11 protein-coding genes are annotated in these 13,266 nt (G+C 57.8%); 10 read left to right on the top strand and 1 reads right to left on the bottom strand.

The features are described from left to right. Positions 1-311 precede the first annotated feature (311 nt). The 9 genes from thrC to AAE514_RS04445 all read left to right on the top strand — a co-directional run bounded on the left by thrC (position 312) and on the right by AAE514_RS04445 (position 11,764). Positions 312-1,709 (top strand): threonine synthase, encoded by a 1,398-nt coding sequence (gene thrC, locus AAE514_RS04485; RefSeq protein WP_347330312.1) that lies wholly within the window; start codon positions 312-314, stop codon positions 1,707-1,709. Next, positions 1,709-3,448: a single-stranded-DNA-specific exonuclease RecJ gene (gene recJ / locus AAE514_RS04480; protein ID WP_347330311.1), complete on the top strand. Its 1,740-nt coding sequence runs from the start codon at positions 1,709-1,711 to the stop codon at positions 3,446-3,448. The genes thrC and recJ overlap by 1 nt, the downstream gene beginning before the upstream one ends. 344 nt (positions 3,449-3,792) lie before the next feature. Further along, complete coding sequence (locus tag AAE514_RS04475; RefSeq protein ID WP_347330310.1) at positions 3,793-4,338, top strand: sigma-70 family RNA polymerase sigma factor; 546 nt, start codon at positions 3,793-3,795, stop codon at positions 4,336-4,338. After that, positions 4,335-5,057: an anti-sigma factor gene (locus tag AAE514_RS04470; protein ID WP_347330309.1), complete on the top strand. Its 723-nt coding sequence runs from the start codon at positions 4,335-4,337 to the stop codon at positions 5,055-5,057. The genes AAE514_RS04475 and AAE514_RS04470 overlap by 4 nt, the downstream gene beginning before the upstream one ends. Positions 5,058-5,300: 243 nt before the next feature. Continuing rightward, positions 5,301-6,890, top strand: a complete 1,590-nt coding sequence (locus tag AAE514_RS04465) for a DUF4331 domain-containing protein (RefSeq protein ID WP_347330308.1) — start codon at positions 5,301-5,303, stop codon at positions 6,888-6,890. A gap of 10 nt (positions 6,891-6,900) precedes the next feature. Continuing rightward, positions 6,901-7,413 (top strand): Ig-like domain-containing protein, encoded by a 513-nt coding sequence (locus tag AAE514_RS04460; RefSeq protein ID WP_347330307.1) that lies wholly within the window; start codon positions 6,901-6,903, stop codon positions 7,411-7,413. Positions 7,414-7,544: 131 nt separating this feature from the next. Continuing rightward, positions 7,545-8,555 (top strand): hypothetical protein, encoded by a 1,011-nt coding sequence (locus AAE514_RS04455; protein WP_347330306.1) that lies wholly within the window; start codon positions 7,545-7,547, stop codon positions 8,553-8,555. Continuing rightward, a complete protein-coding gene (locus tag AAE514_RS04450; protein WP_347330305.1) occupies positions 8,552-9,673 on the top strand; it encodes a HupE/UreJ family protein in 1,122 nt (373 codons plus the stop codon). The genes AAE514_RS04455 and AAE514_RS04450 overlap by 4 nt, the downstream gene beginning before the upstream one ends. Before the next feature lie 36 nt (positions 9,674-9,709). Next, positions 9,710-11,764 carry a TonB-dependent receptor gene (locus AAE514_RS04445; RefSeq protein WP_347330304.1) on the top strand — a complete coding sequence of 685 codons (2,055 nt, stop codon included), beginning with the start codon at positions 9,710-9,712 and terminating at the stop codon, positions 11,762-11,764. On the opposite strand, the gene AAE514_RS04440 is transcribed toward AAE514_RS04445, so the two are convergent. Beyond that, positions 11,742-12,389 (bottom strand): arylesterase, encoded by a 648-nt coding sequence (locus tag AAE514_RS04440; RefSeq protein WP_347330303.1) that lies wholly within the window; start codon positions 12,387-12,389, stop codon positions 11,742-11,744. The genes AAE514_RS04445 and AAE514_RS04440 overlap by 23 nt on opposite strands. A gap of 180 nt (positions 12,390-12,569) precedes the next feature. On the opposite strand from AAE514_RS04440, the gene AAE514_RS04435 reads away from it, so the two are divergent. Further along, positions 12,570-13,265 carry an ABC transporter ATP-binding protein gene (locus AAE514_RS04435; RefSeq protein WP_347330302.1) on the top strand — a complete coding sequence of 232 codons (696 nt, stop codon included), beginning with the start codon at positions 12,570-12,572 and terminating at the stop codon, positions 13,263-13,265. Position 13,266 lies beyond the last annotated feature (1 nt).

The following is a 13,266-nucleotide window of genomic DNA, read 5'->3' as shown; positions in this document are numbered from 1 at the left end:
TCTTAATCCGGTCCACTCCGGGCAGAGCTTCTCCAAAGCGATCTGCTTACGTAAGCCCTTAGAAAGAAGGTCCTACCGCACTGAGGGCCGGTTTGGGGTGAGGTGTTCCAAGACCGTTAACCGCGGGACACGTGTTATCGAGCTACAGGGACGACCCACATGGATGTGGGAAGTGTCCGTAAGCGCCGGGAGCGCGTAGGACCGTACTTGCAGCGTGTCTTGGAACACCTCACCCCAAACCGGACCGGATTTAGAACACTTCAGGGTCCTTATGGTGTCGTTTGGCCAAACCATGTGATAGGTATAACGTCGTGAAATATATCAGCACTCGGGGCCAAGCCCCCGCCCTTAACTTTGAAGATGTGGTACTGACCGGTCTGGCACCGGACGGTGGTTTGTACGTACCCGAAACCCTACCCGAATTCAGCCAGGAAGAAATCGCCTCCTGGGCCGGTTTGAGCTACGAAGAGCTCGCCTTCAAAATCATGGCCCCGTTCGTCTCGGGCGCCGTGTCCGACGAAGAGCTCAAACAGATCATCACCGAAGCCTATAGTACCTTTCGCCATGACGCGATTGCGCCCCTGGTGCAAACCGACCACAACGAGTGGATCCTGGAATTGTTTCAGGGCCCCACGTTGGCGTTTAAAGACTTTGCCCTGCAGTTCCTCGGGCACCTGCTCGACCACCTGCTGAAAAAGCGCAACCAGAAAGTCGTCGTGATGGGCGCGACCTCCGGGGATACCGGCTCCGCCGCCATTGAAGGCTGCCGCCGTTGTGACAACATCGATATTTACATCCTGCACCCCTACCAGCGGGTGTCGGAAGTACAGCGCCGGCAGATGACCACCGTGCTGGAAGACAACGTGCATAACATCGCGCTGGAAGGTAACTTCGACGATTGCCAGAACATGGTGAAAGCCAGCTTTGGCGACCAGTCCTTCCTACCGGAAGATCGGCAGCTGGTGGCGGTGAACTCGATCAACTGGGCGCGCATTATGGCCCAGATCGTTTACTACTTTTATGCCGGATTGGCCCTGGGCGCGCCCGGCCGGCCGGTCTCCTTCTCCGTGCCCACCGGAAACTTCGGGGATATTTTTGCGGGCTATCTGGCCAAGCGCATGGGCCTGCCCATCGACCAGTTGGTGATCGCCACCAACAGCAACGATATTCTGCACCGCTGCCTCAGTGACAATGACCACAGCAAGCAGTCCTTGCATCATACCCTATCGCCCAGTATGGACATTATGGTGTCCAGCAATTTCGAGCGGATGCTGTTCGACTTGTACGATCGGGACGGTGACAAGATTCGCGGCCTGATGGAAGACTTCAAATCCGGCGCCATGCATTTGGACGAGTCGGCGCTGAGCAAAGCCAAAGCACTGTTCAGCAGCCACAAGGTGGATGACGCTACCACGCTGGAAGTGATTCGCGATGTGTTTGCTCGCACTGAGTACTTGTTGGACCCGCACACCGCCATTGGTCTGAAAGCCGCTCGGGAAACACGCCGGCGGCAGGATATTCCGATGGTTTGCCTCGCCACCGCCCATCCGGCGAAGTTTCCGGAAGCGGTGCGCAAGGCGGGGCAGGAGAGTGATCCGGCGCTGCCGACTCACATGGCCGATTTGTTCCAGCGGGAAGAACGTTACGATGTGTTGGATAATAATATCGGCACCGTGCAGTCCTTTATCGCTAAAAATCTGAAAGCCTGATGCAAAAAACCATTCTCCGCCGCACGCCGCCCGAACAAGCGCCGGAGACGCCGCTGGCGGGGCATTTGCCCCCGCTGCTGGACCGTCTTTACCGCCTGCGCGGCGTGTCCCGCTCGGAAGAGCTGGAGCACAAGCTTCAGCTGCTGCACAAACCCACCTTCAAAGGCCTGGACGAGGCGGTGGCGCTGTTGGCGGACGCCGTGGAAGCGCAAGCCAATGTCTTGATTGTGGGCGACTTCGATGCCGACGGTGCCACCAGCTCGGCGTTGGCGGTGCTGGCGCTGCAAGCGATGGGCCTCTCGTCCGTGGATTTTCTCGTTCCCAATCGTTTTGAATACGGCTACGGCCTGACCCCGGAAATTGTCGAAGTCGCGGCGGCCATGGCCCCGGACGTGATTGTGACCGTGGACAACGGCATTTCCAGCGTGGAAGGGGTAAAGGCAGCCCAGGAAATGGGCATCGCCGTGGTGGTTACCGACCACCACTTGCCGGGGAGCGAACTGCCTCCGGCGGAAGCCATCGTTAACCCCAATCAACCGGGCTGTTCATTTCCCAGTAAAAACCTGGCCGGCGTGGGCGTGATCTTTTATGTCATGAACGCGCTTCGGGCGGAGCTGCGCCAAAGGGGCTGGTTCAGCGAAGGCCGGGCCGAGCCCAATATGGCCAGCTATCTCGACCTGGTGGCGCTCGGGACGGTGGCCGACGTGGTGCCGTTGGATCACAACAATCGCATCCTGGTCTCCCAGGGGTTGCAGCGCATTCGCGCCGGCGTTGCTCGGCCGGGCATTATCGCTTTGCTGGATGTGGCCGGTCGACAAATGCACCGACTGGTAGCGAGCGACCTGGGCTTTGCCATTGGCCCGCGCTTGAACGCGGCGGGGCGGCTGGATGATATCTCCCTGGGCATTCAGTGCCTGATGTGTGACAGCGACTCCCTCGCCCGGGAAATGGCGCTGGCGCTGGATGAGCTGAACCGCGACCGCAAGGCGATTGAGAGCGGTATGCAGAAAGAAGCCCTGACGATGCTGGGCAAGCTTGAACTGCAAGAAGATGAAGAAGGGCTCCCCTGGGGCTTGTGCCTGTATGACGGCAACTGGCACCAAGGGGTGATCGGCATTCTCGCCTCGCGCATCAAGGACCGCCTGCACCGGCCGGTGATTGTCTTTGCTGATTCCGGGGAAGGGGAGATCAAGGGCTCGGCGCGCTCCATTCCAGGCCTGCATATTCGCGACGCCCTGGATGCCGTCGCCGCTCGGCACCCTCACTTGCTCAACAAGTTCGGCGGCCACGCCATGGCGGCCGGTATGACCCTGGCTCGGGAACACTTCGATGATTTTCACAAGGCGTTTGATCAAGAGGTCAGGCGTCAGCTTCAGCCGGAGGACCTGCAGCCGGTGTTAATCAGCGACGGTCACCTGACGCCCGATGAGGTCAACCTCGAACTGGCCGCGCTCTTGCGTCAGGCCGGCCCCTGGGGCCAACACTTTCCCGAGCCCTTGTTCGATGGCGAATTCGGGCTGGCTCAGCAAAGGCTGGTGGGCGAGAAGCATCTGAAAATGACGCTGGCACTGGACGCTCAGGGCCAACACCTGGTGGACGCCATCGCATTCAATATTGACCCGGAGCTTTGGCCCAACGAGAGCGCGCAACGCGTTAGGCTCGCCTACCGACTTGACGTCAATGAGTTTCGTGGACGTCAGTCGGTGCAATTGATCGTCGAGTATCTGGAAGCCATCTAAAGGGCACCTCTAACAATCCCGAGCCGCCTCTGGCCTCCAGGGCTTTCCGAGGTCAAGGCGGCTTTCCGAAGTCGGGCTGGTTGTCCCGCCGAGGGAAGCCAACGCCGAGATCGGGAAGCCCTGGAAGCCCCGAAGGGCGCGGCCTCAAACGCCCATCAGCGCCTTTATAGCTCTGACTAGTGGTCCATGCGGGAAGTTCGGTCTCTCTGACCGGACGTCGCCTCCTTACACCTTGTCTGTTCTCCACTCCGGGGCTACATTGAATAGGTTGCATCCAAATCTTGGTTTCACCCGTTATATCCCATAGGTGGTCTATTAATCAATAACGAATGAGAGCTAACACTATGGATGAGTCTTCAAACCCCTATTTGCCCCTGCTGAGTCGGACGGCGCAAGGCGATGAAGAGGCGTTTGCCGATTTATATAGGGCAACCGCGGGGAAGCTGTATGCCGTTAGTCTGCAAATGCTCCACCGCACGGACTGGGCGGAGGACGTGGTTCAGGAGGCGTTTGTGCGTATCTGGCATAACGCCGGGGAGTATCAGTCAGAAAAAGGCTCTGTTCTCTCATGGATGATCAGCATTGCCCGCTATCGCGCTCTGGACATGCTGCGTGCCGCGAAGAGCCGGCGGGAGACCGGCGAGGAGCACAGTCCCACGCAAGAGGATGGCCACTCACCGGAGGTTGATCTCTATCAAAAGCGCGAAAGGGCGGACATTGATAATTGTATGGATCACCTGGAGGGCTCTCAGCGCCACGCGATTCATCTCGCCTATTTTTTGGGAATGACGCATTTTGAAGTCTGCCATCGGCTGGCTTCGCCACTGGGGTCGGTGAAGAGTTGGATTCGCCGTGGGTTGGAACGTTTGAAGAGGTGCCTTGAAGCATGAATTATTTGACGGAAGAGCGCCGCAACGCCCTGGCGGCCGAATATGTCCTCGGAACCCTTCAGGGGCCGGCAAGGGTACGTTTTCAACAATTGATGATGGAGCACCGGACGCTGCGAAAAACCGTCTGGTATTGGGAGCGTGGACTGAATGGTTTGGGCGAGGCCCTGCCGGAACAGTCGCTCCGCCCCGAAGTGTGGGAGCGTATCAAAGTGCGCCTGGGTCTGGTGGGAGATCAAGACAGCGGCTCGGCTGACGTCGTGCCCCTGCCTTCCAGACCCGCGAAAAAGCCGGCTCGCTCCTGGCAATGGCTTGCCGGTGTGTCCACAGCGGCCGCTATTGTCTTGGCCGTGCTGCTGGTGTGGCAGCCCGGGGGCATGACTGATCCGGAAAGTGCGCAACAGTTGGCTGTCGTGCAAAGTGAAGATGCGGAGCCATTGTGGTTTATTGAAGTCGTGAAATCGGCAATCCGAGTTCGTGCCACCGGTCAGTTGGACCCCCGAGCGGATCGGGATTACGAGCTTTGGTTGGTGGCTGCGGACGGCCGGGACCCTGTGTCACTGGGTTTACTGCCAAAGCAGGGGCTGGCAGAACTACCGCGAAATGAGCTTCTGAATCGGGTTGAGGTGGCTGCGCTGGCGGTGAGTCTGGAGCCCCTGGGAGGTTCACCTACCGGGCAGCCGACAACGGTGCTCTATACGACGAAGCCGGTCAGTTTGTAACCTATAAGTCATGCTTCACTCTGGAAAGCCCGCTTTTGCGGGCTTTTTTTTGGTCTGACGAAAGTGGTGTTATTGCCTGTGGCGATGGAAACCCAGGAAAGCTTGCTAAAACGTTATCAGAAACTTGAAAAAAGCTGCATCCAAAACGCCGTTTGAGCCGTTTGCGTTAATGAGGACGGGCTGTTTGGTTGTTTCTCCGAGCAGTCTGTCGATTCATACCACCAAAATAGGAAGTAAACGGTTATGAAAATCAAAACTCTATCCCTCGTGATCGGTGCGCTATGCACCGGCATGGTCGCCTCCACGGCGATGTCGTCCAGCCACCGGGAAGCGCCGAACATCACGCGCATGCCTACCGTGGACTCCACGGACTTTTACGCATTCAACAGTTACGAGGATGGTCGCGGTGACTATGTAACTTTGATTGCCAACTACGTGCCGTTGCAGGATGCTTATGGTGGTCCCAACTACTTTGCACTGGACCCCGCAGCCGTCTACAGTATTCATATCGACAACAACGGCGATGCGGTTGAAGACCTTACCTACCAGTTTCGCTTTAACCAATCCCTACCCAATGAAACCGGTGTTGCGCTGACCGTTGGTCCGGAAGGCAATACTCGGCAAGTGGCCGTACCATTGAAAAACGTAGGTGGCATTTCCGCCGGCGATCAGTCTGCGGCCAACTTCATAGAAACCTATGCACTGAGCGTCGTGGAAGGCGATCGTCGCACCGGTACGGCGATGAATGTTCAGAACGCCACCATGGGTGGCACCACCTTTGGAAAACCGCTGGACTTTATCGGCACCAAAACGTTCAGCTCCCGTGAAGCCTATGCCGAGTACGCCAACAGCTTCATTCATGAAGTGGCGTTGCCCAACTGTGAAATGAATGGTCGAGTCTTCGTCGGGCAACGCAAGGACCCCTTCGCCGTTAACCTGGGTAACACTTTTGACCTGGTCAACTATGTGCCCATTGAAGGTGACAGCGAGCGCGGGGCCGGTGATGGTGAAGGTTTCCCGGGCGGCATCACACAAAGCATGGAGAACGATGACCTGCGTCAAAAGAATGTTACCTCTCTGGCGCTGGAAATCCCCAAAAGCTGCTTGACCGGCGAGGGCAATGGGACCATTGGAACCTGGACAACCGCCAGCTTGCCGCAGGCTCGCATCCTCAACCCGGATGCCAGCTTTAATAACACCGAAGTGAACGGTGGTGCTTTGACTCAGGTTTCCCGTCTTGGTAACCCGCTGGTCAACGAGCTGGTGATTGGCCTGAAAGACAAAGATCGTTTCTCCAGTGCCGAGCCCAAGGACGATGGACAGTTTGCTGATTACGTGACCCACCCGAGCCTGCCGGAGCTGCTCAACATCCTGTTCAAAGATGCTGTCAACCAGACCCTGGGCACCAACATGGAAACCCTGGCACCCACCAACTTTCCCCGGACTGACCTGGTGACCGCGTTCCTGACCGGCTTTGAGGGAGTGAACCAGCTGGCGACCGTGACGCCCTCAGAAGTCTTGCGTCTGAATACGGGGATTGCCGCAACACCAGCGTCTGCGCAGTCTGCCTTTGGGGTGGCGGGCGATGACCTGGCCGGGTTCCCGAACGGTCGACGCCCCGGTGACGACGTGGTTGACATCGCTCTGCGAGTGGTAATGGGCCGGCTTTGCTACCCGATTCCGGTAAACGGGGAGCCTACGAATCTGGGGCTGTGCCAGCAGGAGGACGCCAATGTGGGTGAAGTCGCCTTCACAGATGGCGCTCCGGTGGATGCCAGCATGATGAAAATCTCGTTCCCTTACCTGGCGGACCCCGTCCCCGGTTCTGAATAAGGAGAACCCTATGAAATCAATAAATTATTTAATTGCAGCAAGTTGCGCGCTGTTGGTGATGGGGTGTGGTAATGACAACGATTATCCGGACCCCCCTCCGATGAAGCCGGTTCGCAACGCCACGCCCGTGGCCAGTGACGCCAGCTTTACAACGCGGGCCGACACCGAGCTGACCGGTGCGCTAAAAGGCATGGATGACGACGGCGATGCCTTGACGTTCGCTCTGGTTGATGAGCCCGTTAACGGCAACGTGACGTTGGATGATGCTGGCATGTTTGCCTACCAGCCCAACGCCACCGTGACCGGTACTGACAGCTTCACCTTTGAGGTGTCGGACGGAAAGGCCACTTCCGCTGTCGCGGTGGTGGATATCACCATTGATCCACTCGAGGTGATGTTTAGCACCTACAGTCGGCAGGCTTTTGAGCAGAGGCCGACGGACGAGCCTTTACCGGTCAACGGCCGATCGTTTAATCAGGACGTGACGGAGCCGAATGCGTACGACGATCTCCTGATGCGGTGATAGCGAGCGCGCGGTGGCCGGGACGGCCGCCGCGCTTTTTGGGTTCTTGAAAGTGGATGATGGCAATGAAATACAGCGTCGTGTTTTGTGTGTTTTTCACAGTCTGTTGTATCGCTCAGGCGGGAGCTCCCTTGTCGCCAGACCGGGTGGTGGCTCGCTGGGAGCCTGATGATGATCGACCCGATAGCGCTGTGGAACGACACTGGAAGGAGCAGCCGCGTGAAATGATTTCGCAGGTGCGAGAGATGCTCGATCGTGCCGCATTACCGGGGTATGCCCACCTTTATGAACAAGCTCAGCGACATCTGTCGGTTCCGGTTCGCAACAACAGTGAACGGATTGACGTCTGGCTTCTGTGGGCAGATGTACAGCAACACCACCATCGCTTCGATAGCGCGTTGTCCGCTTTGGACAGAGTATTTGAAAGCGATCCAGTACATGTTCAGGGGCGGTTGATGGCGGCCCGTATTCATCTAGTTAAAGGTGCCTATAAAGAGGCTCGGAATCACTGCATAAGGTTGGTTGGCAACGCCGACCTTCTGACAGCGAGCGTGTGTGCCCACGAAGCGGCCAGCTATCAGGGGGCCATATTGGATAACTATCAGGGGTTGCTTGCCTTGCTGGAGCGGGAGAGCCTGCCGGGCGATGCGCGCGGGCCCTGGATCCGTCAAACAATGGCGGATATGGCGACGCGTCTCGGAAGACCCCAGGAGGCCATAGACTGGCTGGACGGGGGAATGTCCGACGCGGCCAGCGTGAGCTATCTGCTGCAATGGGCGGACGCCCAGCTCGTGCTCTCACATCCAGAGAAGGTGATGGAGCGGATCGAACCGGTCGTGACGTCCGCGCCGGCCATTGATGACAGCCTGGCCCTGCGACTGGCGCTGGCCGAACAGTCGCTGGTGGGGGAGGAGTGGCAGGCGTATGTAAAGGCCCGGATGGCATTGCGTGTACAGCGCCGGGACGTCGAACACGCCTCTGATGTGGCGCGGTACTACTTGCAGCTGGACCCCGATCCTGAAAAGGCTTTGCACTGGGCCAAACTCAACTGGCAGAGCGCGCGCGAGCATTCCGACCGGAAGCTATTGCTTAAAGCCCGAAAAATGGCGGCGAAGACATCAAAGTCTGGGGAGGAGCAATGAAGCGTTTTGTTTGCCTACTGATACTCGCGGGGCTTTCCGGTGTCTCGAATGCTCATCAATTGAGCACTGCTTATCTGAATGCGTCGGTAGATGCCACCGGCCAGGTGGCGCTGGAGTGGCAGGCGCGTTTTTATGACCTGCACCGAGCGCTGACATTGGATCGCGACGGTGACGGCGAGCTTCGGTGGGGAGACGTCCTCGACCGGGCAGACAGCGTAGAGCAATACGTCAGGGAGCATTTAATACTCGCTCGAGGGGACCATGAATGTCAGTTGGCATTCTCTCAGCGTTGGGAGGTGGAACGACACTTTCAGGAAGGCTACTTGGTAATCCCAATCCGGGCACAGTGTCCGTTGGCCGGTGATTTTACTCTGAGTTACCGCGCGCTCTTTGAGCAGCAGAACAACCATAAGCTGATCGTCACCTTTCGCAAAGCGGGTGACGCCGTAAATGCCCCAGGCAGTGCGCAAACCAGGGTAATGGACGAGGGGCGGCAGATGATCGCCATCGCCGATGCCGGTGGCAGCGTCTTTAAAACAATTGTCGAATTTGTTAAGGAAGGGGTCATTCATATTTGGGTTGGCCTGGATCATATTCTCTTTCTTCTGGCGCTACTGTTGACTTGCGTATTGGTGCGAGAGCGAGGTCATTGGCACCGTGAACCGAACAACCGGCGGGTTGTGGCTAATGCATTCTGGGTGGTTACAGCCTTCACACTTGCCCACTCGGTGACTTTGACTGCGACGGCTCTGGGGTGGGTGACACCCTCCAGTCAATGGGTGGAAGTGGTGATTGCGTTATCTGTCGTGCTTGCCGCACTGAATAATGTGTTCCCCGTTATTCGACGCCTTTTCGGGATTACCTTTCTTTTCGGTCTTATTCACGGTTTTGGTTTTGCCGGTGTGCTCGGTGAACTCGGCGTGCCCCCCGATCAAGCGGTTCCTACGGTTTTGGCCTTCAATCTTGGTGTGGAAATTGGGCAGCTGTCGATTGTGTTGCTGTTGCTTCCCGTTCTGATGGCGGCTCGCCACTATCGGTGGTATGCGAAATATTTGATGCCGGGGCTGTCCTTGTCGGTGGCCGCCGTGGCGGCTCTGTGGGTATTTGAACGGCTTTGACGCCTTGAACCGTAATTTGATTGAGGACAAACAACCATGAAGATGACCACACCCTTGTGTTGTTGGTTGGTATGCTTGCCCGTGACTGCGGTAGCGGACCCCCTTCAGATTGAAGAAATTACTGTGATCGGCCGTACTGGTGCTTTATTGGGACATGTTGCTTCGGCTTCGGAAGGGAGCGTCAACCAGCAGGACTTGAAGATCAGGCCGCGCTTGAGAGTGGGGGACCTGCTGGAAGCAGTTCCGGGAATGGTGGCTACCCAGCACAGCGGCAGCGGGAAAGCCAACCAGTACTTCCTGCGCGGATTCAATCTGGACCATGGAACGGACTTCGCGACACAGCTGGATGGCATGCCTGTCAATATGCGCACCCATGGCCATGGGCAGGGATACACTGATCTCAACTTTGTCATTCCAGAGTTGATTGAGGGTATCCACTATAGAAAAGGCCCTTATCGTTCTGATGTCGGCGATTTTACCGGCGCCGGTTCAGCCGTTATGCGTTCGGTAACGGAGACTGACACGCGCATTTCCCAAACGGTGGGAGAATATGGCTATGTCAGAACCCTCCTTGCCGGGGATACCGACGTGGCCCAGGGTAACCTGCTTTATGGCCTGGAGTATCAGACTTACAAAGGGCCATGGACCGATGTGGATGAGTCGGTGGAGAAAAAAAACCTTTGGTTGAAGCAGCATTGGCATACGGGGGCCACGGAGTATGAAGTGACCCTGATGGCGTACGACAACCAGTGGAATTCGGCGGATCAGATACCTGAACGAGCCGTTGAGAAAGGCATCATCAGTGAGTTGGGTTCTATCGATCCTACACTGGGCGGGGAATCCTCTCGCCATAGCCTGTCGGGTCAGTTTCAGCATGACGCCGAGGGCGGAACGCTTTGGCGTGGCGGGCTCTACGCGATTGATTATGAGCTGTCGCTGTGGTCGAACTTCACTTACTTTACCGATCCTGCGGGGGATCAATTCCAGCAGGTGGATCGTCGCCGCGTGTACGGCGGTGAGCTCTCCCGCCGTCACTCTTCGCAATGGGCGGGCATGGACCTGCGCACGACATTCGGCTTGCAGGGCCGGTTTGATGCGATTGATGAAGTCAGTTTGAATCGCAGTCGTGAACGTGAATACCTGAGCACTATTCGCTCTGATCGAGTGAATGAGGCGAGCTACAGTGCATATTGGGAGTCTCGCCTTGCCGTGACGGATTCGCTCTCTGCCCTGGCGGGAGCACGCTACGATGTTTTCTCTTTTGATGTGACGCCACTTGCCGCGGCGCAGCCTCGGACCTTGGCGGAAAACGGCGGTGAACAAAGCGACGATATTCTGACGGGCTCCCTGTCTCTGATACAGCGCTTGTATGAAACGCAGGAACTGTACGTCAGCATCGGTCAGGGATTTCATAGCAATGATGCCCGCGGGGTAACCCTGCAGCGGAATCCCCTCTCGGGCGAAACGTTGTCGCCGGCCGATCCGCTGGTGGACACATTGGGCTACGAGCTTGGGTGGCGCGGGCAATTTTCGGACGGTCTCAATTTGACGGCCGCGTTATGGGCGCTGGAAATAGACTCGGAACTGATTTTTGTCGGTGATGAGGGCACGACCGAAGACACCGATGTGGGAAGTGACCGCCGGGGGGTGGAGCTGGGGGCGTATCTCCCCTTGGGCGAAAACTGGCGTTTGGATCTGGAGTACGCATGGTCCCGAGCGCAATTTGAACGGCCCGTCGAAGGCCGCCGTGACGTTCCCGGTGCGCTTGACGGGGTGGCGACGGTTAGCCTCAATTGGAATCCCACCGAGCGGTGGTTCAGCCATTGGCGGCTGCGTCACTTGTCGGATTACGCCCTGGATGGCGGGGAGCGAGCCGGACCGAGCACGATGCTTAACTGGCGGACAGGGTACCGCCTGTCAGAGCGCTTTGAAATATCCCTGGATGTACTGAACCTCTTGAATGAGCGGGATCGAGATATCGAGTACTACTACGAATCCCAGTTGGCGGATGAGTCTGCGCCGGTGGCCGATCATCATTACCATGTGTTCGCTCCCCGCAGCGCACGCATCACCCTGGAGTGGTATTTGTAAGGAGGGATTTGAGTACGGGCCAGACGTTATTTAGAATGGCTGGCTGTGCTTGGGCGTTGGGGTGGATGCCGTCGTTTTGCATCATCTCGCGCTTGGTGGCCACCCCTTCGAGCATAAACGGGACCAGCGCCACGCCTTTCTCTTTGGCCAGCTCCGGGTAAACCGAGGTGAACTGGTCGGTATAGCGGCGGCCGTAGTTGGGCGGAATCTGAATGCCCAACAACAATACGTTGGCACCTGCTTTCCGGCTTCGCTCAACGGCCTTGGCGAGGTTGGCCTTCATTTTCTTAACCGGGTAGCCGCGCAAGCCGTCGTTGCCTCCGAGCCCTAGCAACACCCACTCGGGTTGGTGGGCATCCAGCAGCCTCGGCAGGCGCTTCAGGCCGCCCTCGGTGGTCTCGCCACTGACGCTGGCGTTCACCACTTGGTGGGGGTAGCCCTGGCTCTCCAGCCGCTGGTTAAGCATCTCGACCCAGCCTTCCTCCACTTCAATGCCGTAGCCGGCGCTGAGGCTGTCTCCCAGCACCAGGATTTTCGGCGCTGTCTGGGCCGACACGAGCGCGCTGGCGCCCAGAAGGCTTACGAGAAAGCACAGAGAGAACCATCGGAACAGCCATTGCCGCATAATCAGTTACCTTTTCAGTCAGCGTTCAATGATAAAGTGCCGCTGATCGCGCGGGTAGGATATACCGTAAAGAATTGTGAACCGTTTTGACAGCCCCGGCTGTTGAGGGTGGAATAGGGCACTTGATTTTATGTGCTTGATTCACGTTACTCGCCTCGCACGACTGGGCCGGAGACCCCGATGGATGCAAAAGTGTTGGTAGAAGCAAACGATGTTGGCAAGGTGGTCCCCACTGCCGAGGGGGACTTAACCATCTTGCACCGGATCTCTCTGGCGGTAACGGCGGGGGAAAGCCTCGCCATTACCGGCCCCTCCGGCTCGGGCAAGTCCACCTTGCTGGGAATTTTGGCGGGGCTTGACCTGCCTAGCTCCGGGGAGGTCCAGCTCTGCGGGCAGACGCTGACCAGCCTGGACGAGGAAGGCCGAGCCAAGGTTAGGGCCGCCTCGGTGGGCTTTGTCTTTCAATCCTTTCAATTGCTGCCGGGCCTGACCGCCCTAGAGAACGTGATGCTGCCCCTGGAGCTTCACGGTAACCGTAGCGCTCGTACCGCCGCAAAGGAGTATCTTACTCGGGTGGGCCTGGCGGAACGTCTCAGCCATTACCCTCAACAGCTCTCCGGCGGCGAGCAACAGCGGGTGGCGATTGCACGGGCCTTTGCCAGCCAGCCGGAAGTACTTTTTGCCGACGAACCTACCGGCAACCTCGACCTTCACACCGGCGCCACCATCATTGACTTGCTGTTTGATCTGAACCGCGAACAGGGGACAACCCTGATTCTGATTACCCACGAAGAGCGCCTGGCCCGGCGCTGCGGCCGGCGTATCCATCTGGTGGCGGGTGCCCTGGAAGATCAGCCGATGCCGGAAGAGGCCTGAT

Source organism: Marinimicrobium locisalis (genome assembly GCF_039822625.1).
Lineage (GTDB): Bacteria > Pseudomonadota > Gammaproteobacteria > Pseudomonadales > Cellvibrionaceae > Marinimicrobium > Marinimicrobium locisalis.
The sequence above is the reverse complement of the archived record's forward strand: the minus strand, read 5'-3'. Positions and strand labels throughout refer to the sequence as shown.